At 47.8% G+C, this 24,774-nt stretch carries 14 protein-coding genes and 1 other annotated feature; of the genes, 7 read left to right on the top strand and 7 right to left on the bottom strand.

Annotated features, from left to right (window positions below; translation table 11 throughout):
- Positions 1 to 16: 16 nt before the first annotated feature.
- Positions 17 to 2,476: a bifunctional aspartate kinase/homoserine dehydrogenase I gene (gene thrA, locus CIK04_RS01140; RefSeq protein ID WP_097352434.1), complete on the bottom strand. Its 2,460-nt coding sequence runs from the start codon at positions 2,474 to 2,476 to the stop codon at positions 17 to 19.
- A gap of 29 nt (positions 2,477 to 2,505) precedes the next feature.
- Positions 2,506 to 2,628 (bottom strand) — a sequence feature (Thr leader region).
- A gap of 318 nt (positions 2,629 to 2,946) precedes the next feature.
- Here thrA and CIK04_RS01135 point away from each other — a divergent pair.
- Positions 2,947 to 3,420 (top strand): ribonuclease regulator, encoded by a 474-nt coding sequence (locus CIK04_RS01135; RefSeq protein WP_097352433.1) that lies wholly within the window; start codon positions 2,947 to 2,949, stop codon positions 3,418 to 3,420.
- On the opposite strand, the gene CIK04_RS01130 is transcribed toward CIK04_RS01135, so the two are convergent.
- Entirely contained in the window at positions 3,417 to 3,899 is a 483-nt protein-coding gene (locus tag CIK04_RS01130) for a putative 4-hydroxy-4-methyl-2-oxoglutarate aldolase (protein ID WP_011078634.1), read from the bottom strand. The genes CIK04_RS01135 and CIK04_RS01130 overlap by 4 nt on opposite strands.
- A 58-nt stretch (positions 3,900 to 3,957) precedes the next feature.
- Complete coding sequence (locus CIK04_RS01125; protein ID WP_097352432.1) at positions 3,958 to 4,365, bottom strand: DUF3293 domain-containing protein; 408 nt, start codon at positions 4,363 to 4,365, stop codon at positions 3,958 to 3,960.
- A gap of 363 nt (positions 4,366 to 4,728) precedes the next feature.
- Here CIK04_RS01125 and arcA point away from each other — a divergent pair, with 363 nt between their 5' ends.
- Complete coding sequence (arcA, locus tag CIK04_RS01115) at positions 4,729 to 5,445, top strand: two-component system response regulator ArcA (RefSeq protein WP_011078635.1); 717 nt, start codon at positions 4,729 to 4,731, stop codon at positions 5,443 to 5,445.
- Positions 5,446 to 5,517: 72 nt separating this feature from the next.
- On the opposite strand, the gene CIK04_RS01110 is transcribed toward arcA, so the two are convergent.
- From CIK04_RS01110 to CIK04_RS01095, 4 genes are all read right to left on the bottom strand, one after another.
- Positions 5,518 to 5,967: a hypothetical protein gene (locus tag CIK04_RS01110; RefSeq protein WP_011078636.1), complete on the bottom strand. Its 450-nt coding sequence runs from the start codon at positions 5,965 to 5,967 to the stop codon at positions 5,518 to 5,520.
- 4 nt (positions 5,968 to 5,971) lie between these two features.
- Positions 5,972 to 8,314 carry an aerobic respiration two-component sensor histidine kinase ArcB gene (gene arcB / locus CIK04_RS01105; protein ID WP_097352431.1) on the bottom strand — a complete coding sequence of 781 codons (2,343 nt, stop codon included), beginning with the start codon at positions 8,312 to 8,314 and terminating at the stop codon, positions 5,972 to 5,974.
- A 206-nt stretch (positions 8,315 to 8,520) separates the two neighbouring features.
- On the bottom strand, positions 8,521 to 10,320 hold the full coding sequence (locus CIK04_RS01100; RefSeq protein WP_176463264.1) for a diguanylate cyclase: 1,800 nt from the start codon (positions 10,318 to 10,320) through the stop codon (positions 8,521 to 8,523).
- A 41-nt stretch (positions 10,321 to 10,361) separates the two neighbouring features.
- On the bottom strand, positions 10,362 to 11,318 hold the full coding sequence (locus CIK04_RS01095) for a TIGR01212 family radical SAM protein (RefSeq protein WP_039468279.1): 957 nt from the start codon (positions 11,316 to 11,318) through the stop codon (positions 10,362 to 10,364).
- 549 nt (positions 11,319 to 11,867) lie between these two features.
- Between CIK04_RS01095 and gltB (CIK04_RS01090) the strand changes: the two genes are divergently transcribed.
- The 5 genes from gltB (CIK04_RS01090) (at position 11,868) to CIK04_RS01070 (ending at position 24,740) form a co-directional block, all read left to right on the top strand.
- Positions 11,868 to 16,406 (top strand): glutamate synthase large subunit, encoded by a 4,539-nt coding sequence (gltB, locus tag CIK04_RS01090; RefSeq protein ID WP_038940963.1) that lies wholly within the window; start codon positions 11,868 to 11,870, stop codon positions 16,404 to 16,406.
- Positions 16,406 to 17,875 (top strand): glutamate synthase subunit beta, encoded by a 1,470-nt coding sequence (locus tag CIK04_RS01085; RefSeq protein WP_038963024.1) that lies wholly within the window; start codon positions 16,406 to 16,408, stop codon positions 17,873 to 17,875. Before gltB (CIK04_RS01090) ends, CIK04_RS01085 begins: the two co-directional genes overlap by 1 nt.
- A 429-nt stretch (positions 17,876 to 18,304) precedes the next feature.
- Positions 18,305 to 22,768 carry a glutamate synthase large subunit gene (gltB, locus tag CIK04_RS01080; protein WP_045594991.1) on the top strand — a complete coding sequence of 1,488 codons (4,464 nt, stop codon included), beginning with the start codon at positions 18,305 to 18,307 and terminating at the stop codon, positions 22,766 to 22,768.
- Between the two features lie 18 nt (positions 22,769 to 22,786).
- The gene (locus CIK04_RS01075) at positions 22,787 to 24,199 is read left to right on the top strand and encodes an FAD-dependent oxidoreductase (protein WP_097352429.1); all 1,413 of its coding nucleotides are present in this window, start codon (positions 22,787 to 22,789) and stop codon (positions 24,197 to 24,199) included.
- Positions 24,200 to 24,311: 112 nt separating this feature from the next.
- Entirely contained in the window at positions 24,312 to 24,740 is a 429-nt protein-coding gene (locus tag CIK04_RS01070; protein ID WP_097352428.1) for a DUF1499 domain-containing protein, read from the top strand.
- Positions 24,741 to 24,774 lie beyond the last annotated feature (34 nt).

Raw genomic sequence — 24,774 nt, 5'->3', positions numbered from 1 at the left:
CGCTTGAACTCATCGATTAAACCCCTAATTTCCAGCCTAAAGTACGCATCACATCAGAGAAGACACCCGCTGCAGTCACCTCAGTGCCGGCACCATAACCTCTCAACACAAGAGGAATCGGTTGGTAGTAACGGCTGTAAAACGCTAAAGCATTTTCGCCATCTTTGATTTTGAACATTGGATCGTTTTCATCAACGGCAGCAATCGAAACTTTACATTTTCCGTCAATGATTTCGCCGACATAACGCAGCACCTTACCTTCTTCTGCCGCTTGCGCAGAAAGTTGCTTAAAGTACGCATCAGCTTCCGGTAGTCGCGCCATAAACTCATCGACACTACCTGAATCGTCAAAACTTGGTGGCAAGGCTTGATCCACTTCGACATCTTCCAGCTCTAATGCCATGCCCGCTTCACGCGCCAAGATCAGCAGTTTACGCGCCACATCCATTCCGGACAGGTCATCACGAGGATCTGGCTCTGTAAAGCCATTTTGTTTGGCGATATTGGTCGCCTCACTCAACGTCATGCCTTCATCCAACTTACCGAAGATAAAGGAAAGTGAACCAGAGAGAATGCCGCTGAATCGCTCCAGCTCATCACCCGCAGAGATAAGATTTTGCAAGTTTTCTATGACAGGCAAACCAGCACCAACCGTTGTTTCATACATCAACTTACGACGAGAGCTGCGTGCCACATCGCGTAGTTGGTGGTAATACGCCATACTCGCGGTATTGGCTTTCTTATTTGGCGTCACGACATGGAAACCAGCGGCTAAAAACTCTGCGTATTGGTTGGCAATCACGTCGCTAGAAGTACAATCGACGAGCACTGGGTTGATGATATGGTTACGCTGCACAGTGGCAATCAAACTGGCAAGGCTAAACGCTTCAGATGCATTGGCCATGCGGTCACGCCAATGCTCCAGAGGTAAGCCGTTGCTGTCTAACAACAGCCCTTTACTATTAGCCAAACCACACACTCGGATGACAATGCCTTTGTCTGCCAGTTTGGCTTGCTGACGCTGGATCTGATCCACCAACTCACCACCGACACCACCGACACCAACAACAAACACATCCAGGTAGTGTTTCGAGTTGAAGAGATTTTCATGACACGCTTTGATCGCTTGAGAGATCTTATCTTCTGGGATCACCGCTGAAATAGCGCGCTCTGACGAACCTTGAGCAATAGCGATGACATTGACACTCACTTCCGCAAGAGAAGCAAAGAATTGTGAAGCAACGCCTTTGGAAGTGCGCATACCATCACCCACCAGCGTGATGATAGAAACATTAGTCAGAAATTCGACGGGCTCCAATAGACCATCTTTCAGTTCTAACTCAAAAGCATCTGAGAGTGCCTGTTCGGCTAAAGGTCTGTCGGCAGCTTCAATACAGAAGCTGATACTGTACTCAGAAGAAGACTGAGTAATCAGAACGATTGACACGCCAGAAGCCGACATCGCACCAAATACTCGGCTCGCCATGCCTACCATGCCTTTCATGCCCGGTCCAGACACGTTCACCATCGTCAGATTATTGAGCGTAGTGATGCCTTTGATCGCTAGATTATCTTCGCCTGTATCTTGGCCAATCAGCGTGCCTGCACCTTGAGGGTTGAAGCTGTTCTTAATCAAACATGGGATATGAAATTGCGCGATTGGCGCAATGGTTTTTGGATGCAAAACGGATGCGCCAAAGTATGAAAGCTCCATAGCCTCTTGATAGCTTAAGGACTTCAATAAGCGAGCATCTTCGACTAAACGCGGGTCACAGTTGTACACCCCATCCACATCCGTCCAGATCTCACAACAATCCGCGCGCAGACATGCCGCCAACACGGCTGCTGAGTAATCGGAACCATTACGACCTAAAGTAACCAACTCACCATGCTTATTGCCTGCGGTAAAGCCAGGCATGATATGAACGTGCCCTTGAGGAAGAGGATTCAAACGGAAGTTTTGCGTAGATACATCGACATCCACCATCCCTTCTAGGTGATCACCATGGGCAAGCAAGTAGTCAACCGGATCAATAAGATTAACGAGATGACCTTTTGCTTCCAACACCGCCTTCATTAACTGGATGGAAACACGCTCACCTTTACTGATGATGCGAGCATTGACGTTATCAGGACACATCCCCAACAGGCCGATGCCATGAACAAATTGACGCAGTTGCGAAAGTGAATCCGCGACTTGCTTTAAATACGCATCGCCGTTGAGGTTAGGAAGCTGCTGTTTGATATCACTCAGCAGTTGTTTGAACGCACTGTCTAGCTCGTCGACTTGTCGTTCTGCTTCACCATTTTTCAGTGCAGATTCAATGACCGCGACCAATTTATTGGTTGTTTTCCCTGGCGCCGACAACACTACAGAAACTTCTTCCTGCTTGGCATTGTTAGCAACAATGTCCGCCGCTCTTAAAAAGCGGTCTGCATCGGCTAACGATGAGCCACCAAATTTTAATACTCGCATCCCTTCCTCCCGGATTATTTTTAATCTGTATAAAAAAAGCCTGTATCTTGTTGGATACAGGCCTTTTTTTGAAATTTGTTCTTTCGCTCAGCAGCCTGCCCCAACATGTGTGATGTCGGTAATAATAATGGTGGTGGTCATTACTAGTTGGCTGTTAAGAATCATAAAACGTTATCTATTGCTTTTGTGTGTTTGCTTGTATCTACGTTTACCGTAGTTTCGAGCGGTTCGTCAACAAAAAGTTACGTTTTTTTTATCGCGAGGGTTATGCATATGCGCACATTTTAAGATCGCGTTCTCATTTTCAGGTTCTTAAATCTCAGCATTTTGATCTTCTCAGCAAAATGGCTTTAGAAAACTCGCTAACCTAGATCTTCGACGGAAAATTTTTTCCCAACATGGGAGGAATTTTGTGCTTAACTTGAGAGTACAATAAAAAAATCCTCATAATAATCACAAGGAGTAGTGGTATGAAAAACTGGCCCATCTTGCTGCTTTTCTTTGTGTTTTCTCATGCATATGCCAACAATTTGCCTACTTTAAACCCGACAAACCCGACGAAAACGTCGCCCCACAAACTGTTTCTCACCAGTGAAAGTCAAACAGAAGAAAGTTTTGATGTCTGGAATATCGATGGAGGCTACGCCTATCAATTGTTTGATTCAGTGGACCTTTACGTGGGCGCTCGTGTCAATAATTCGCAAACAGCCAATCAGAGTGGCTTTTTAAGTGGCGTGAGTTACCAAATTAGCGATCGGGTGGTAGTGAAAAGTACCATTCGTTCTTTCAAAGTTCAGGAAGAAAGTGGCACTGAACATAATGGTAATTTTGCTGCTGAAGTGACAAGCCGAGTCAAAATTAGTGAACAACTGGATTTGCACGCCACTCTCGACCTGCAAGAGTGGCAACAAGGTATTGAGTTTGGTTTAGGTTTCCGCTTTTAGAATTGAAGCAACTCTTTGGAAATTAGAATTCCATTCCAATCGGCGTAGATATAATCCTTTGGCTGCACCATTTGGTTGTGCATGGTTAAGGTAACATTGACTTCACCAGCCCCTCGTTTTTCCGTTTTGAATGGTGAAGTGCCCAATGCTTTAATCCCCAGCTCCATTTGTGACATCTGGGCGACGTCGCGCACGGCACCAAACACAATCACCCCTTCCCAATCATTTTCAATCGCCAATATCGCTAATTGATCGCCAAGTAATGCTTTTTGGCAGGAACCATGCCCATCCACAACCAACACTTTGCCTTTACCATTTTCACTCAAAACATCTCGCACTTTCGAGTTGTCGTGATAACAGCGAACAGTCACAATCTCCCCGAAAAATGCGGCTTTCTGACCAAAATTCTGTAATGGCAGATTGAGTAAAGTGACTTTGTCTTCATGTTGATCACAGATATCCGGGGTAATGTCCTTCATATATCCTCCTTGAGAAAATTTTTGCCACATCACACATGCGGCTCGAATTCAAAATTTCTTATCTGATGCGCTGGTCAAACGGCCCCAGTGATTCTTTCCTTTCATCACTCAAGCAAGACACTAAAAAAAGCTCTCCTTGTTCAACAAAATAAATCGCGTTTTGTTGGAACTCTCTTGCTAAGTTTAGTGCGTAATTCAAATTTATCTCGACGGCAAAACTTTCTTCGCTCCAGCAGCACGCCTTATCGGCGACTAAAACTGAACAAAAGCGTAGCGTGTTAATCTTTGTTTTTAGCTTCTGATTACTTATGCAATTCTCTTTTTTTGACTGCAAAATGCTCGCAGGGTTCCATGCTGTAATAATGGCAAAACAATCGCTTTGCCATTCGTCATTAAAATGGAAAAAAGAGGCTGAATAGGCATGCCATAATGACGCATCTACAGTTGTTTCACCATTATTTATCATAAGTCTCCATCGATTAATAATTGTTACATTTCATCAATTGATATAAATCAACAAAGTGAATGGAATTAACATTTGTTCATTGTTAGCATGCTGTTAACATTATAGAATCCGCACAAAAGCCTTGGGATGATTACCTTTCCACACCAGACGAAAGGCGTCGAAAGGTAAACAGACCCAGTAGAATAATCCAGTAACAGTTGGATACTGTATACATTTGGCGAGAACCCACGGAAGGCAGATAACTTAAAGAAGTGTTTTTTTGATCACTTTGTTTTATTATCAAAAAATCATTACCTGTATGTTATGTTTTTGCCTAGAATTTATTCTATTCGTACAATTTTGTCACAAATTTAGGTACCGCCAATGCAAACCCCGCAGATTCTTATCGTCGAAGATGAGCAAGTAACTCGTAACACTCTTAAGAGTATTTTTGAAGCAGAGGGATATGCTGTATTTGAAGCCAGCAACGGTGATGAGATGCACCACATGCTGTCTGAAAATAGTATTAATCTGGTGATTATGGACATCAACCTGCCTGGTAAAAACGGCCTTCTTCTTGCCCGTGAACTCCGCGAGCAAGCCGATGTTGCTTTGATGTTCTTAACTGGTCGCGACAATGAAGTCGACAAGATTCTTGGCTTAGAAATCGGCGCAGATGATTACATCACTAAGCCATTTAACCCTCGCGAACTGACTATCCGTGCTCGTAACCTGCTAAGCCGCTCTATGAGCAGCAGTGTTATGCCGGAAGAAAAACGTTCGGTTGAGAAATACGAATTTAACGGTTGGGTGTTGGATATCAACAGCCGCTCACTCATCAGCCCATCGGGTGATGGTTACAAACTGCCACGTTCAGAGTTCCGTGCATTGCTGCACTTCTGTGAAAACCCAGGCAAGATCCAAACTCGTGCCGATCTTCTGAAGAAGATGACGGGACGTGAACTTAAGCCGCACGATCGTACCGTTGACGTGACCATTCGTCGCATCCGTAAGCACTTTGAATCGGTATCTGGCACACCAGAAATCATCGCAACCATTCACGGTGAAGGTTACCGTTTCTGTGGTGATTTAGAAGCGTAAGCTCACCGCATAAACAAAAAAAGGTTGGTGTTTACCAACCTTTTTTATTTTGTCATGTCCTATCCGTTTGGCTTAAAACACTTTATCGATCGTAATGTTGCGCTCAACTAACCATTCACGTTTACCGTGGTTATCGAGCTCCACCAGCAAATCAACATTCTTTTCTGGATCAAAATTCGCTTGCCATACAAAGGCAATTTCCCATTTATTCTCACTGTGCGTGCGCAATTCAAGCAAATCGCCATCAATTTTCCACTCTTGATCGCCTTGCTTAATCGTTAACTCACTCACTGTTAAGCTAGCTGGCAGATCACGATCCGATGAGAGATACAAAGCACCATGCAGGTTATCTTGTTGCGATTCACCTAGTGTCGGCATCTGGTTGATCCAAAGGTTACTGGCCAGTTCAATGCGAGTATCTGCAATGGTAATACGATTATCTTGCTGCCAACTCACGTTTGGCTCGGAGGTGCATCCTACCAACAGCAATAGTGGCAGCAGTGCAATTAATGGTTTTTTCATTTCTTCACCTCTGTTCTAACCAACTCTTCAATATCTGAATATCATTTTGATACTCATTCTTGATTTCTTCTACCCAGTCAGCGATATTTTCCCACCATGCGGGCATGTCTGGAGATTGTGCTTTTTGCGCAACGCTTTGAATTCGTTTCAACCCGATCGAACCCGCCGCTCCCTTGATTTTATGCGCTTCGGAAACAATCCCAGGCTGATCTTTTGCAATCATATTGGAATCGAGTATTTCAAGGTATTCAGGCATCATCTCTTCAAACATACGGATGCTATCGAGAACTGGCTGCGGTCCAACAATCTCTACGTAAGATTCAAGCATCACCAAATCCAAGATATGATTCTCTACGTGGCTGGTTGCGATCTCAACCACTTCAGCCTCTTCCATCTCGATCGTGTTGCTTTCTTGTTTGATGATCAGTTTTTCAATCACATCTTGAATTGCCTGTACCGAGAGTGGCTTGCTAATGGCTTCATTCATGCCATTGTCTAGATACTCGCGTTTATCTTTCAATACGTTGGCGGTGAGGGCAACCAGTGGAGGCAATTGGCTATAGTGTTTACGATAGTACGCCGCGACATCAAAACCCGTCATATCCGGCAGTTGGATGTCCAGTAACACCAAATCGTAACGGCTCGGGTCAAAGGATCGTATCGCCTCGTCCCCTGTCATCGCAACCGTCACTTTGTGGCCGAGACTTTCAAGTAGAGAGCGAGCAACGGTGACATTGAGTGCGATGTCTTCCACCATAAAGATACTGAGATGGAGTTGGGTTTTCGGTTTGTCCACCGTCGATGGTGCAGATTCAATCACAGGAACATGAATAGAAATAGTGAACGTACTACCAAAGCCTTCCTCACTACTGACCGTAATGTCGCCATCCATCATGTTGATCAACTGGCGTGAAACCGCCAAACCAATCCCCGTTCCAACAGCATGCAAGTTATCTTTACCTGATTTGACTTGGTAGTACATGGCAAAAATCTTATCCAGTTCCGCTTCTGGAATCCCGATCCCTGTATCTTCTACTTCAATAATGATGGTGGCAAAATCATCCTCAACTTCAGAACTCACCGTCATGACCACTCCGCCCTCTTTGGTAAACTTCATCGCATTGCTGATGAGATTCCAAATGACTTGGCGCAAGCGCGTGGCATCCACCTCGATGGCTTTAGGCAGTTCACTCAAACGTTCTAAATCAAATCGCAATCCTTTTTGTTCTGCCATAAGCGCCGAAATGCTTTCGATTTCTGCGACAAAGTCTTCAAAGTTAAGCGGAGCGGGTAACAGCTCCAATTTGCGGCGATCAAACTTGTCCATATCAATGATGTCATTGAATATATTACCTAAGGTGATCGCGCTAACATTGATGGTTTGCATGTACTTGCGCTGCTCATCGGTTAAGCGCGTATCCAATAGCATACGACTTAAACCAACAATGCCGTTAAGTGGGGTTCTAAGCTCATGACTGATGGTTGAAATGAAAGTGGTTTTGTCGCGGCTCGCTTTTTCCAATGATTCTTCATGGCGTTTACGTTCTGTAATGTCACGGCCAAAGCCAACTAATCCTAGGTGACGCCCATCTTTGCTGTAAAACGGCACTTTACGCAGCTCAAAGTAGTGTTTTCTACCATCTGGATATTCAAGCCACTGCTCGTAAGTCAAAGCGCGATTATTGGCAAAAACTTGCTGATCCGTATCGACTATTTGTTGAGCGACTTCCTTGCTGTAAACATCCCAAGGGCTTAAGCCGACCAATTGATGCTCTTTCTTGCCGGTCAACTCTTCCATCGCTCGGTTACAACCAGAGAACACCCCCTCGGCATTGCGGTAGTAAATCAAATCCGGAGAGGCATCAATAAAAGAGCGCAATAACGCGGTACGCTCCGCAAGTTCCACTTGGGTCCTTTCCCGTTGAAACACCTCGTTTTCGAGATCTTTCATTGCCTCTTCTCTGGCTTCTTCGGCGCGAATACGTTCTTCGATCTCTTGGTTCAATTGTTCGATGTTCTGTTGCAACTGCACATTAAGCTCTTGATCTCGTGAGCGCATATCTTTCAATTTAGAAACCAATTTTGAGAGACGCTGGCGTGACTCTTCCAGTTGATCCACCACCACTGACAAGAAATAGACCGCCCAAGGAGTAATGAGCAAACCAAAAAAGACTGAGCGAACAATATCGATATCATCCACATTGCCTTTCAGCACCAAGGTAATGCCCACTTGGACCACCACAGCTAATGCAACCAACGCCAAGGCTAGCAACATCGAAAAACGCACAATCCCCAGCTTAACCAGTAGATCAACGTAATACTGGGCAAGGTTTTTCATCGGTTTCATTTAATGCTCCAAAAGATGAGAGGGCAGCCTGAACTAGTGAAGTCGTTGGCGACATTAGCATTCAATGCCGTGCAAACCTCGAACAGACCCTGTAATGAAAATGGCGATCGCGGCACGTTTCAACATCAAATTCACGCACTTAGTTTAGCTTGTTTACCCTTGAGGGTTAAGCTATTGAAATCACAACAAGCACAATCAATAGAAAATCAGTTGGCGTGAGGGGGATTGTCCTGTACCAAAGTGGACGGCGATTCGCCAGAAGAGAGAGAAATAGGATGAACACAAGTGCGATTCCGGCCATCTGACTTGGCTTGATAAAGCGCGCTATCCGCAAGCGCCACCCCCATATCAGGAACATCTTCAGGAGAGGGAATGTAAGAAACCAAACCAATACTAATGGTTACTCGCCCTGCAATCTTGGAGCCTTGATGGGCGATGTTGCTTTCGGCGATGTAAGTGTGGATCTTCTCTGCCACTTTCAAAGCCCCTTCTGCCGTAGTATTGGGCAACAACAGAGCAAATTCCTCTCCGCCATAGCGCGCGACACAATCAGATGAGCGGCTGACGACTTGACTAAAAACGGTCGCCACCTGGATCAGCGCCTCATCGCCTGCTTGATGGCCATAGCGATCATTGAACTCTTTGAAGAAATCAATATCGCAAAGCATGATGGTCAGCGGCAATTTTTCTCGAGCATGATGGAACCACAGAGTATTCAGCTGCTCATCAAAACGGCGACGGTTGGACACTTGAGTTAAGCTGTCCATAAAGCTTAGTTTTTCTAGCTCGAGGTTCGCGGCTTCCAATTTCTGCTCGGCGAGATAACGTTCCGAGATATCGCGTGCCATGATCAAGACGCCGTTGGTTCCCGAAGCGGGATCGCGAAACGGTGACTTAACCACGTCATACCAAGCGTATTCTCCATTACTGTCGAGCACTTTATCGATATAACGCAGCGACTTACCTTCATGCAACACCTGACTGTCCGTCACAGAGAGACGCTGGCACATCTCACCGGGAACCACATCTTGCAAACGCTTACCGATGAGATCATTCACGTCCGCGATGCCCAGCGCTCGCACGAATGGCTCGTTACACGCTTGATACACCAAATTCTCATTGAAGATACCGATCGAATCAGGGCTGGCTTCCAAAATGTTTTGTAAGATGGTATCTCGCTGTGCCAACGCCACCTCGGTATCTTTTCGGCGCTCCATCTCATCTCGTAGATTTTGCTGCATGGCATGCCACTCTGTCACATCATGGCTGATGCTAAGAGTACCAATTGGCTCACCCGCTTTGGTCATCAATAAACTTTGATTAACTTCCAACAAACAACTGCGCCCTTGCGGATCGGTCGTCCAGCGGCGTTCACTTTGACGGCCTTTCATCAGGCGACTTTCCGGCATAATCGCTTCATCTCTCCGCCCTTCCCAGAACAGTTCAAAAGCACGGTTGGTGGCCAGAATTTTGCCGTCATTGTCTTTCAGGCAGATCAGTTCGCTTAGCGAATCTAACGCTGATTGCGCCACTAAGAAGGCATCGAGATCGTCCATATGACGAGAGCGATTCGAAGGATTTAATTGGATATTCAGTAGCCAGCAATGCTGGCCACGGTAGTAAACTTTGCGGCCACTTAACGCCACGTCAAGATGCTCGTGTTCCGATGCTTGCCAGGCAAACGCAAGCTGACTGAACTGACGACCAGAGAGTGAGGTTAACGAGTTGGACAACTGTTCAATGGCAAACGTCGCCGGAAAAAGATACGTTCGGTTTAGCTGGCGAACACCAAGCTGCTGCATCGCTGCATTGTTTGCCAGTAGCACATGCTGCCCAGTGAGATCGACCAGTAAGACAGGGGACATCAAATCGAGAATCAGCGTATCAAGCTCTCGTTGATAACGAAGATGCAGCAGCCGAACCACAACATAGCCTAACACCGCCATTAAAATAATCGCGCCGTAATGTTCTGCGAGGTGTGCTATCCATGCAAACTGCTTGTCCATTCTCACTCTTAGATGAATTGTGTGTGCGGCGACTATACCAACTATTGAGGGTGAATTCCGCTTTTTAATTGCGGTTTAGTATAGACAAAAGAATGGCCAAGCGCACTGCCCTGTCCGCCATGCTGAGCAAGGTATTTACCAATTTCAGTCATGGCTAACCAGCGATTTTCACACCATAAAGGCGATAGCAATGTCGGACGACGAGCGGCTGAAGAGACTCGGTGGAAAATCACCTCTGGCGGTGTTCGGCGAATCATTTCGCAGGCAATCTCGACATATTGCTCTAATTCTGGTGCTTCCAACTTACCCGCACGCCAAGCTTTGGCCATGGTGCTGCCTTCGACAATATGCAAACCATGTAGTTTTATACCATCCGTACCGACCTCAATCACTTTTTCTAAGGTGGCAAAGTTATCGTCTGGAGACTCTTTTGGTAACCCAACGATCAAATGCGTACATACTTTGATGCCCAAGGCTCGAGCTCGCTGAGTGATCTCTGCGTAGCATTCAAAATCGTGTCCACGATTGATCCGCTTTAAGGTGTCATTGCTGGCCGTTTGCAGCCCCAACTCCAACCAAATTTCATAACCTTGCTGTACGTAATCCGAGAGCAGCTCTAACACCGAATCAGGCACACAATCTGGGCGAGTCCCTACGCAAAGACCGACAATATCCGCGGCTTTCAACGCTTCTTCATACATGTTTTTCAGCACCTGCACTTCAGCATAGGTACTGGTGTAGGCTTGAAAATAGGCTAAGTACTTTTTCGCGCGATGCACTTCTCCCGCTCGCTCGCTCAATTGCTCTCGAATACTTTTGACTTGAGCTTGCTCATCAGCGAACGATGCCACATTGCAGAAAGTACAGCCACCACGGCCAATCGTGCCATCACGATTTGGGCAGCTAAAGCCCCCATGAAGCGTCAATTTATGCACTTTTTCTCCATATCGACGCTGAAGATCCTGACCAATCGTATTCACTAGCTCATGTAATTGCATTGAAAACCACCAATTGAAAACCGCAATCAATCTCACTACGATTTCTGTAAATTAATTACATACCTGCAAGAAAAAACACAAAATTGTAGTGAATTCAAACGAAGCTTTTCATGGCAAAAATCAATAAACATGCATAAATAAAAGAAAAACGGGCCAATGTTGCATATTTGTTAAACGTAAAGTGCATTTTTAAACAAGAATTTTGCCTAGCTCTGGTTACTTTTCGTTGCATTCCTTAGTCACAAAATTGTAGGATACTTACACATAACCGTCATTTTTGTGAGCTTTATTACAAAATCAAATGCGGAATATGTCTGCGATAAGCCACTCCAACCTATATAAATCACTAAAAAGTGACCAATAAAACAGGCTTATCACCAAGGATTGTTTTTCCCACAAAATTTTTCCTGTGGGATACGGAAAGGACTCAAAATCAACCCCCTCTGGTTGATTGCGATTCAAAACTATAAAGGACAAGGGGCTCAACCCGAGAATGCGATCTTATCGTATTGGTGTTGCTGCGCCTTCTAGAACTGGAAGGAAGTATCTATGGTAGATAGAGAGCAAAGTTCGCAAGGGCTTTATACTCCTGAGCTAGAGCATGATGCCTGTGGTATCGGTTTTGTCGCTCATCTCAAAAACCGCAAATCCCATCAGGTTGTGACACAAGCTTTAGATATGCTAGCTCGCATGGAACACCGTGGTGGTCAAGGTTGCGATCCATGCAGTGGCGACGGTGCGGGTATTTTGCTGCAAAAGCCTCACGAATTTTTGTTAGAAGAAGCGGTCAAGCTTGGTATCAAGCTGCCTTCTTTTGAAAAATATGGTGTTGGTGTCGTTTTGTTCCCGAAAGACGAATACAAACGCGAACAATGCCGTGACATCCTAGAACGCAATGCCAAACGCCTTGATTTGGACATCATTGGCTATCGTGTCCTCCCAACCGACAATTCGATGATTGGCGCCGATCCGCTGAGCACAGAGCCTCAATTTGAGCATGTGTTTATTTCTGGCGGCCCAGGTACCTCACCTGAAGAACTTGAGCGCAAACTGTATGTGCTGCGTAACTACACCGTACGCGTTTGCCTTGAGAGCGTTTCGAATATCGGGGATGACTTCTACATCAACTCGATGTCATACAAAACCTTGGTCTATAAAGGTCAGCTAACCACTGAGCAAGTACCTCAGTATTTCCAAGACCTACAAAACCCGACCATGGTCACCGCACTGGCTCTTGTGCACTCTCGTTTCTCTACCAATACTTTCCCGAAATGGCGCTTGGCTCAACCTTTCCGTTACATTGCGCACAACGGTGAAATCAACACGGTTCGCGGCAACCTTAACTGGATGAAAGCACGCGAAGCGATCTTAGACTCTAAGCTCTTCACGCAAGCTGAGATCGACATGCTATTGCCGATCTGTCAGGAAGGTGCTTCTGACTCTGCCAACTTTGACATGGTGTTGGAACTGCTGGTGCTTTCAGGCCGCAGCCTACCGCACGCGCTAATGATGATGATTCCTGAAGCGTGGCAAGAAAACAAAACCATGGATCCAAAACGCCGTGCCTTCTATCAATACCATGCCAACATCATGGAACCGTGGGATGGCCCTGCGTCTGTTTGCTTTACCGATGGTGTGCAAGTCGGTGCAACATTAGACCGTAACGGTCTGCGCCCTTCACGCTATACCGTAACCAAAGACAACATGCTGATCATGGCGTCTGAATCTGGTGTTGTGGAAATCCCGCCAGAAAACGTGGAATACCGTGGCCGTTTGCAGCCAGGGCGTATCTTCGTTGCCGATCTCGAGCAAGGCCGCATCATTTCCGATGAAGAAGTGAAAGATTCGATTGCCAACGCTCAGCCGTATGAACAGTGGGTAACGGATAATCTACTAAGCCTCAAATCACTGCCAGATGCCGATAACGTCCACAGCCAACCGTCACCAGAGCGTCTACTGCATCGCCAGCAAGCGTTTGGCATCAGCGCAGAAGAAGTGAATGAGATCATTCTTCCGCTGGCACAAACCGGCTATGAACCCCTTGGTTCGATGGGTGCTGACTGGCCAGTTGCGATCCTATCGCATCAATCTCAGCATTTAGCTAACTACTTTAAGCAGTTGTTTGCTCAGGTGACTAACCCGCCGATCGACCCGATCCGCGAACGCATGGTGATGTCACTCAATACCTACATCGGTAAAGATCAGAACTTGCTGGCAGAATCACCGGTTCATTGCCGTAAAGTAGAACTTGAGTCTCCAGTGATCTCGAACGCTGAGCTCGAAAAACTGCGTGCTATCGACAACGAACACTTACAAGCAAAAACGTTAGACATCGTCTTCCAAGCCAACGAAGACGCTGGCAAACTGGAACGCGCACTCAAACGTATTTGTCAGTACGCGGAAGATGCCGTGATCGACGGTTACTCCATCATTCTATTGACTGACCGTGCCGTAAACTCTAACCACGCAGCGATTCCCGCGATGTTAGCAGTGGGTGCGGTTCACCATCACCTGATTCGTAAAGGGCTACGCGCCAAATGTGGCATCGTGGTGGAAACGGGTGATGCGCGCGAAACACACCATTTCGCCACGCTCGTGGGCTATGGTGCAAATGCGGTGAACCCTTATCTGGTCACTGAAACGATCGTTGATCTACAACGTCGTAAAAAGCTGGATGCCAACGTGTCGGTTGAAGAGTACTTCAACAACTATCGTAAAGGGGTCAACGGCGGCCTATTAAAGATCTTCTCGAAAATGGGTATTTCGACGCTGCAGTCCTACCACGGTGCGCAAATTTTTGAAGCCCTTGGTATCAGCAAAGCGGTGGTCGACAAATACTTCACCGGTACCGTTACGCGTATTCAAGGTTTGACCTTAGACGACATCGCCAAAGAAGTCTTAGTGCGTCATCGCGTAGGCTACCCAACTCGTGAAATCCCAATTCAAATGCTCGATGTGGGCGGCGTTTATCAGTGGAAACAACGTGGTGAAAAACACCTGTTTAACCCTGAAACCATTCACCTGCTGCAACACTCTACTCGCAACAAAGACTACGCAGAGTTCAAGAAATACGCGGCAGAAGTGGATCGCCAAGGTGACAAAGCCGTTACCCTACGTAGCCAACTTGATTTCGTGAAAAATCCTGCAGGTTCAATCCCAATCGATGAAGTAGAACCCGTAGAGAGCATCGTCAAACGTTTCGCCACCGGCGCAATGTCGTTTGGCTCTATCTCTTACGAGGCACACTCGACTCTAGCGGTCGCGATGAACCGCCTCGGCGCGAAATCGAACTCCGGTGAAGGTGGTGAAGATCCCATTCGCTTCTCACCAAATGAAAATGGCGACTCAGAGCGCTCTGCGATCAAACAGGTTGCTTCAGGCCGTTTTGGTGTTACTTCTTACTACCTCACTAACTCTGACGAAATTCAGATCAAGATGGCACAAGGGGCAAAACCGGGCGAAGGTGGTCAACTACCGGGCGACAAAGTCGACGATTGGATTGGTGCAACACGTCACTCCACTCCTGGGGTTGGTTTGATTTCACCACCGCCACACCATGATATCTACTCAATCGAAGATTTGGCTCAGTTGATCTACGACTTGAAAAACGCCAACCGTAAAGGCCGTGTCAACGTTAAGCTGGTTTCGGAAGCTGGCGTAGGGACAATTGCTTCTGGCGTGGCAAAAGCGAAAGCGGACGTGGTTCTGATTGCCGGTCACGATGGCGGTACCGGTGCATCACCGATTTCGTCGATTCGTCACACAGGTCTACCTTGGGAACTCGGTCTTGCAGAAACGCACCAGACGCTGCTGAAAAACGGCTTACGTAACCGTATCGTAGTGCAAGCCGATGGCCAGATGAAGACCCCTCGTGACATCGCAATCGCAACGCTATTAGGTGCTGAGGAATGGGGTGTCGCGACAGCTGCTCTCGTCGTTGAAGGCTGTATCATGATGCGTAAGTGTCATAAAAACACTTGCCCTGTTGGTATCGCAACTCAAAACAAAACGCTACGTGAGCGCTTTGATGGCCGCGTAGAAGACGTGGTGACCTTCTTCCTCTACATGGCGCAAGGTGTGCGTGAAATCATGGCCGAGCTTGGCTTCCGTACTGTGGATGAGATGGTGGGTCAGGCGCAAAAACTCAAAGTGCGCGACAACGTTTCTCATTGGAAATACAAGAATTTGGATCTTTCTCCTGTTCTCTTCCTAGAGCAGCCTCGCGAGCAAGATGGCATTTACTGTCAAACCAAACAAAACCACCAGCTAGAAGCGGTACTTGATCGTCAATTGATTCAAGTGGCGACACCAGCACTGGAAGACGGTTTAGCGGTAACCGCGGAATTCCCAATCATCAACACCGATCGCTCTGTAGGTACCATGCTGTCGAACGAAATTTCGAAAGTGTACAAAGACCAAGGTTTACCACAACCAATGAACGTCAAGTTCAAAGGTTCAGCTGGCCAATCCTTTGGCGCTTTCCTTGCGAAAGGCGTGAAATTTGAAGTGGAAGGCGATGCGAACGACTACTGGGGCAAAGGCCTCTCTGGCGGTACGCTGGTGCTCTACCCAGACAGCAACTCAACACTGGTGCCAGAAGACAACATCGTCGTGGGTAACGTTTGTTTCTACGGTGCAACATCCGGCGAATCTTACATTCGCGGCCTAGCGGGTGAGCGCTTCTGTGTTCGTAACTCCGGAGCCAAAGTCGTCGTTGAGGGCGTGGGTGACCACGGTTGTGAATACATGACCGGTGGTGTGGCGATTATCCTCGGTTCAACAGGTCGCAACTTCGCCGCGGGTATGAGTGGCGGCGTGGCCTACGTTTGGGACAAATCAGGTGACTTCAAGTCGAAACTGAATCCTGAACTGGTGGACCTCGATCCAATCGAACAAGAAGACAAAGATCTACTGCTGGATATGTTGAACAAACATGTTCAGTTCACAGGAAGTGAAGTGGCTCAAGCTTTCCTTGCCAATTTTGAAACCAGCTTGAAATCCTTGGTGAAAGTGATGCCACGTGATTACAAAGCGGTACTACAAAAACGCAAAGCAGAAGCAGAGCAACGTGAAGCGGAGGCAGTGTAATGGGTAAGCCGACTGGATTTTTAGAGTTTGGACGCGAGCTTCCAAAGAAGCTCGCACCAGCAGAGCGAATCAAAAACAACAAAGAGTTCGTACTCAACGCGGAGTTTGGTAAGAAAATCAATACCCAAGCGTCTCGCTGTATGGACTGTGGCGTGCCGTTTTGTCACAACGGCTGCCCAATTGGCAACATCATTCCTGAATTCAACGATGCGGTTTATCGCGATAGTTGGGAAGAAGCGTGGAACATTCTAAGTTCAACCAACAACTTCCCAGAGTTCACCGGACGAGTTTGCCCTGCGCCATGTGAAAGTGCTTGTGTATTGGGCATCAACCAAGACCCAATCACCATCTGTAACATTGAGAAAACCATTGTGGAAACGGCGTATCGTGAAGGGTACGCCAAACCTAAAACACCGCGTTCGCGTACAGGTAAGAAAGTCGCGATCATCGGTTCAGGCCCTGCAGGTTTAGCCGCTGCAGAGCAGCTCAATAGTGCGGGCCATTCGGTGACGGTTTTCGAGCGCGATGAGAAAGTCGGTGGTCTACTGCGTTTCGGTATCCCAGATTTCAAACTGGGCATGGACGTCATTGACCGCAAGATCAATCTCATGGCAGAAGCTGGAGTTGAGTTTAAAGTCAATCAACATGTTGGTGTGGATGTGAACGCACAGCAACTGCGTCAAGAGTTCGATGTTGTATTGCTGACAGGCGGTTCAACCGTGCCACGCGATCTTCCTGTCCCTGGTCGTGAGCTGAAAGGCGTTTACTATGCGATGCAGTTCCTCGCGCAAAACAACCGCCGAGCGAATGAAATGGACCTCAAAGGTGAAGAAATTCATGCTGCGGGGAAACATGTCGTCGTGATCGGTGGTGGTGATACTGGTTCAGACTGTGTGGGCACTTCTAACCGTCATGGTGCAGCAAGCGTGACTCAAGTAGAAATCATGCCTGTACCACCAGAAAAGCGCCCTGCCAATATGCCTTGGCCGCAATACCCAATGATTCTTCGCACCTCAACTTCACACGAAGAAGGGGTTGATCGCCATTGGAATATTCTGACTAAAGAGTTCATCGGCAACGACAAAGGTGAGGTCACTGGCCTTCGTTTAGCGGATATTGTTTGGCAAGATGCACAGCCAGGCGAGCGCCCAAGCTTCAAAGAAGTCGAAGGCAGCGAGCGCGTGATTCCATGTGATATGGCTTTCTTGGCGATGGGCTTCTTACATCCAGAACCGCATGGTGTACTTGCTCAGCTGGATATCGCACTGGATGAGCGCGGCAACGTCGCAACCCAAGATTTCCAGACCAATCAACAAGGCGTATTTGCCGCAGGTGATATGCGTACTGGTCAATCTTTGGTGGTGCGCTGTATCAATGAAGGTCGTGAATGTGCACGTGCGATCGACCAATACCTGATGGGCAATACCAATCTGGAAGCAAAAGCCGATTCACTCATGCTTTCTGCTTAATTGCCTACTCTTTACTCGGAGCGGTCAAGAAACCTATCCGAGTAAAGAAAGATAATCCAATCCTTCCAAACTTTTTCTTTTGACCAGCATTTTATGCTGGTCTTTTTTCCTCTCCAGACTTTATTTATGTTGCAAAATTGTAACAATAAAAAATCTATCTTTTTGAATTTAAACATCTTATTTAGACCATTACGTGGTAAATCGCATATTGACGTGATTATTCACTAACAACTTGACCTTTTTCACAATAACCTATACGTTGTGAATTCAGTGCAACATAAAGCCTTATTTATTGTTAAGAATTTAGAACGTTTTTATTGCATAAACATACAAATACGAATAATTAGAACGCATAGTTAGTCATACATACCAACATAAACTGTGTTGGTATTTCTGTCTGGAAGGCAGAGAAGCAAAGGGAGAATTGCAATGGCTCTTTATGATCCAAGTTTAGAGAAGGACAACTGTGGTTTTGGTCTTATCGCACACATGGAAGGTGAGCCAAGCCATAAGCTGGTCCGTACCGCGATTTCAGCACTTGATCGCATGACACACCGCGGTGGTATCGCTGCCGATGGAAAAACCGGTGACGGTTGTGGGCTATTACTTCAAAAACCCGACTCATATCTGCGCTTGATAGCCAAAGAAAAAGGCTTCAATTTAGCGAAACAATACGCCATCGGTATGATCTTCTTCAGTCAAGATCCCGTTAAGGCGCAAACCGCTCGCGATATCATCAACAAAGAACTCGCCAAAGAGACACTCACGGTTGCAGGCTGGCGCAAAGTGCCAACCAATCCAGCGGTGCTTGGTCCTATTGCTGCGGATTCTTTACCTGACATACAACAAGTGTTCATTTCCGCTCCCGCAGGTTGGCGTGAAAGAGACATAGAACGACGCTTGTATATTGCTCGCCGCCGTATTGAAAAACAGATCACAGACGATAGAGATTTCTACGTTTGTAGCTTATCAACACAAGTGATTGTCTATAAAGGCTTGTGTATGCCGGCGGATCTGCCGCGTTTCTATCTAGATCTCGCGGATCTACGGATGGAATCCGCGATCTGCTTGTTCCATCAACGTTTCTCAACCAACACTCAACCACGTTGGCCACTTGCTCAACCGTTCCGCTATTTAGCGCACAACGGTGAGATCAATACCATCGAAGGCAACCGCCAATGGGCTCGGGCTCGTGGCTATAAATTTGCATCGCCACTTCTGCCCGATCTGCAAAGCGCAGCACCATTTGTTAACGAAACGGGCTCGGACTCCTCCAGCTTAGACAATATGCTGGATCTGTTCCTTGCTGGTGGTATGGATATCTTCCGCGCCATGCGCATGTTAGTGCCGCCTGCGTGGCAAAACCACCCTGATATGGATCCCGACCTACGTGCCTTCTATGATTTCAACTCCAAACACATGGAGCCTTGGGATGGCCCTGCTGGTATCGTACTTTCTGATGGGCGCTACGCCGCCTGTAACCTAGACCGCAACGGCCTGCGCCCTGCTCGTTATGTGATCACCAAAGACAAGTTGATCACGCTTGCCTCAGAAGTGGGTATTTGGGATTACGCACCGGATGAAGTGGCGGAGAAAGGTCGCGTTGGTCCGGGAGAACTGTTAGTCATTGACACGCGCAAGGGTAAATTATGGCAATCAAGCGAGATCGACAACGATCTTAAAAGCCGTCACCCTTACCGCGAATGGATGGACAACAACGTTCGCCGCCTCACTCCTTTTTCTGAACTACCCGAAGATCAAGTGGGTGAACGCAGCTTTGATAGTGACACACTAAAAACCTATCAAAAGCAGTTTGCGATGAGCAATGAAGAAGTCGATCAAGTGCTTCGCGTGTTGGGTGATATGGCGCAAGAAGCCGTTGGCTCTATGGGTGATGACACTCCGATGGCCGTCTTGTCTTCAAAAGAGCGACTCGTAACGGATTACTTCCGCCAGAAATTTGCTCAGGTCACCAACCCACCGATTGATCCATTGCGCGAACAGCACGTCATGTCTCTGGCCACCAGCATCGGCCAAGAGATGAACGTCTTTTGCGAAACAGACGGGCACGCTCACCGTGTGACATTCGGTTCTCCGGTACTGCTCTATTCCGATATGCAGCAACTACTTGAGCTGAGCGATGACCACTATCGCAACACCATTTTGGACATCAACTACGATCCAAGCGAAAAAGATCTCAAGCAGGCGATATTGGATCTCTGCGATCAAGCCGAACAAGTTGTGCGTGACGGCACGGTTTTGATTGTGCTTTCTGACCGTCCTTTAGTGGCAGGTAAACTGCCAATCCCAGCGGCTATGGCGGTAGGTGCGGTACAAACTCGCCTCGTTAACGCCAACTTGCGTTGCGATGCCAACATCGTGGTGGAAACAGCGACCGCGCGTGACCCTCATCAATTTGCCGTCTTACTCGGCTTTGGTGCAACCGCCGTCTACCCCTACCTTGCCTATGAAGTACTGGGGAAACTGATCGACGATGGCGCACTCGAGAAAAGCTACCGTGAGGTGATGCAAAACTATCAATACGGCATCAATAAAGGTCTGTATAAGATCATGTCGAAGATGGGCATCTCCACTGTTGCTTCTTACCGCTGTTCTCAACTTTTTGAAGCGGTTGGTTTGAGCCGTGATGTGGTGGAGTTGTGCTTTAAAGGCGTAACAACCCGCATTGAAGGCGCTGGGTTTACGGACTTCCAACAAGATCTCTTTAACCTCTCTCGCAAGGCATGGGCAAAACGTAAGTCGATCGAACATGGCGGCTTACTCAAATACGTACACGGTGGCGAGTACCACGCCTACAACCCTGATGTTGTTGGCACATTGCAAAAAGCGGTGAAATCGGGGGAAAGTGGTGATTATCAGCAATTCGCTCAACAAGTGAATCAACGCCCTGTCGCCATGCTGCGCGATTTAATGCAACTGAAAAAAGCGGACCAACCACTCGCGTTAGAAAAAATTGAACCTAGTACCGAATTGTTTAAGCGCTTTGATTCAGCAGCCATGTCGATTGGTGCATTAAGCCCTGAGGCACATGAAGCGTTGGCAACCGCCATGAACCGTTTGGGCGGTTACTCCAACTCAGGCGAAGGGGGCGAAGATCCACGTCGCTTTGGTACTGAGCGCAACTCGCGTATTAAGCAAGTTGCCTCTGGCCGTTTTGGCGTCACGCCGCACTACCTCACCAACGCTGATGTATTGCAAATCAAAGTCGCTCAAGGCGCGAAGCCAGGCGAAGGCGGTCAGTTACCTGGCCACAAAGTCACTGCCGAGATTGCCAAGCTTCGTTATTCCGTGCAAGGCGTGACACTTATCTCGCCACCACCGCATCACGACATCTATTCGATTGAAGACTTAGCGCAATTGATTTTTGACTTGAAACAGGTCAACCCGAAAGCACTGGTTTCCGTCAAATTGGTATCTGAACCAGGTGTCGGCACCATCGCCACCGGCGTTGCCAAAGCCTATGCCGATCTCATCACCATCTCTGGCTATGATGGTGGTACTGCTGCCAGCCCGCTGACCTCAGTAAAATACGCCGGCAGTCCATGGGAACTGGGCCTAGCCGAAACGCAGCAAGCCCTAGTGGCCAATGGCCTGCGTCACAAGATCCGCCTTCAAGTGGATGGTGGGTTGAAAACGGGCTTGGATGTGGTGAAAGGGGCAATTCTAGGCGCTGAGAGCTTTGGCTTTGGTACGGCTCCAATGGTGGCAATGGGTTGTAAGTTCCTGCGTATCTGCCACCTCAACAACTGCGCGACTGGTGTAGCAACACAAGACGAAACTCTGCGTAAAGAGTATTTCAAAGGCTTGCCAGAAATGGTGATGAACTATTTCATCGGCTTAGCTGATGAAGTGCGAGGCTTGCTCGCTGAACTGGGCGTTGAAAAGCTCACCGACTTGATTGGCCGCACCGATCTGCTCGAAGTGGTGCAAGGCATGACCGCCAAGCAGTCCAAGCTTGATCTGTCAGGCATTCTTGAAGCGCCTGTGTCACCGCACAATCTACCTCTGTTCTGGACAGAACCCAATGCCCCGTTTGATAAAGCAGTGCTAAACCAAAAGATCATTGAAGATGCGCTTGATGCGGTTGAGAACCGTCAATCTGCCAGCTTCTTCTATAACGTGATCAATACCGATCGTTCGATTGGCGCACGCCTTTCCGGTGAAATCGCCAAGCGTTATGGCAACCAAGGCATGGCTGCATCGCCCATTAAACTCTACCTCGATGGTACCGCTGGCCAATCTTTTGGCGTGTGGAACGCGGGTGGCGTTGAGCTTTATCTCACTGGTGATGCCAATGACTACGTCGGCAAAGGCATGGCGGGCGGTAAGATTGTCATCAAACCGCACTTAGGCACAGCCTTCCGTTGTAACGATGCGACCATTATCGGCAACACCTGTCTCTATGGCGCAACAGGCGGAAAACTGTTTGCCGCAGGTAAAGCGGGTGAACGCTTTGGTGTACGTAACTCTGGCACTATCACCGTGATTGAAGGCGCGGGCGACAACGCTTGTGAATACATGACCGGCGGCATCGTGGCCATTCTTGGTGCGACTGGGGTTAACTTCGGTGCAGGGATGACGGGGGGCTTTGCTTACGTTCTGGATGAGAATGAAGATTTCCAAGGCCGTGTTAACAGTGAATCGGTTGAAGCGATTTCGCTTTCTGATCTTTATATCCACCAAGAACATCTTCGTGGTTTGATCGCCGAACATCTTGAAGAGACCGGCTCCGTTCACGCCGAAGATATTCTGGCCAACTTTGACGCATGGATACCGAAGTTCTACTTGGTGAAACCGAAAGCAGCGGATCTTAACACCCTGCTTGGCCACCAAAGCCGCAGTGCGGCAGAACTTCGCGTGCAGGCCCAGTAATTCAAGGAGGATATGAACATGAGCCAGAATGTATACCAGTTTATCGATGTTCAACGTGTCGATCCTGCTAAGAAGCCGCTGCAGATTCGCAAGATCGAGTTCGTCGAAATCTACGAACCCTTTACCAAACAGCAAGCGACCGCTCAGGCGGATCGCTGTTTAGATTGTGGTAACCCGTATTGTGAGTGGAAGTGCCCAGTACACAACTACATCCCTCAGTGGCTAAAGCTGGCCAATGAAGGACGGATTTTGGAAGCGGTAGAGCTTTCGCATCAGACCAACAGCTTGCCGGAAGTGTGTGGCCGAGTTTGCCCTCAAGATCGCCTATGTGAAGGCTCTTGCACATTAAATGACGACTTTGGCGCCGTCACCATCGGCAATATTGAAAAATACATCACCGACAAAGCCTTTGAGATGGGCTGGAAGCCAGACATGTCCAAAGTCGAATGGACAGATAAGAAAGTGGCCATCATTGGCGCGGGTCCTGCCGGTCTCGCGGCTGCCGATATTTTGGTGCGCAATGGGGTCAAACCCGTTGTTTTCGACCGCTACCCCGAGATCGGTGGGCTACTGACGTTTGGTATTCCCTCTTTCAAATTGGAAAAAGGGGTGATGGAAAACCGCCGCCGCATTTTCAGCGAAATGGGTGTTGAGTTCCGCATGAACGTCGAAGTCGGTAAAGATGTACAGATGCAAGAACTGCTGGAAGAGTATGATGCCGTGTTCCTTGGCGTCGGCACCTACAAATACATGCGTGCTGGTTTGGAGAATGAGGATGCCTCCGGCGTGTATGACGCCCTGCCTTTTTTGATTTCCAACACTTACAAAGTAATGGGCCTTGAATACGACCAGCCTTTCATCGATATGGCGGGCAAAAATGTTGTCGTGCTCGGCGGTGGTGATACCGCGATGGACTGTGTTCGTACTTCTATCCGCCAAGGCGCTGCCAATGTCGTTTGTGCCTATCGTCGCGATGAAGAGAACATGCCAGGCTCACGTCGTGAAGTGAAAAACGCCAAAGAGGAAGGGGTGAACTTTATGTTTAACCTGCAACCTCTGTCGATTGAAGTGGACACTCGCGGACAAGTGACGGGCGTGAAAGTGGTGCAGACTGCGTTAGGTGAGCCCGATGAGGCGGGCCGCCGTCGCCCAGAACCCGTGGCAGGCAGTGAGCATGTGTTACCAGCCGATGTGGTGATCATGGCCTTTGGCTTCCAACCCCATCAAATGAGTTGGTTGGAACCCTATGGGGTTGAACTCGATCAATGGGGTCGCATCAAAGCAGCCGCGAAACAGACTTACCAATTCCAAACCAGCAATGAGAAGATTTTTGCCGGTGGCGATGCGGTGCGCGGTTCCGATTTGGTGGTCACGGCCATTGATGAAGGCCGTAAAGCCGCGGAAGGCATATTAGATTATCTCGAACTCTAATATCTATCGGTGTGTTATGAGAGGTTGGTGAGCGATCACCAACCTTTTTTCTTTTAGACTTAATGTTTAGGATCTGCGGATAACGCCCTTTTGGGAACAGTAGGTGTACAGGATGAAAAAACTCATTTTAACGATTTGCGCCACCTTAGCCCTGACCGCTTGCAGCAATGGAGCTTACACAATGACCGATCGAACGTCTCAGCCTTGTGGCAATAAACCCAACTGTGTGTCGACACAAGATGAGCGCGCGAGTTTCCAACTCGAACCTTTTAAGCTCACATCCAACGCCACCTTAGATCAAATAGAGCAAGTTGCCCTTGAACTTCCAGGGGCAAAAATGGCGGATAAAACGGAACACTACTTAAGAGTAGAATGCACCTCACGACTGTTTCGCTTTGTTGATGATCTTGAACTCAAAATCGTCGATGGCCAATTGCTCGTCCGTTCAGAGTCTCGCGTTGGTTACTCCGATTTTGGCGTCAATCGCAAGCGTGCTGAGCAATTAAGAAGCTTGCTGACTGAGGCGGGTTTCATTAAGTAAAGGCAAAGGGTAAACAACAAGCGAAAGTACTTAT

The sequence above is a fragment of the Vibrio sp. 03_296 genome, from assembly GCF_002265885.1.
This window is presented reverse-complemented; position numbering and strand designations above follow the sequence as displayed.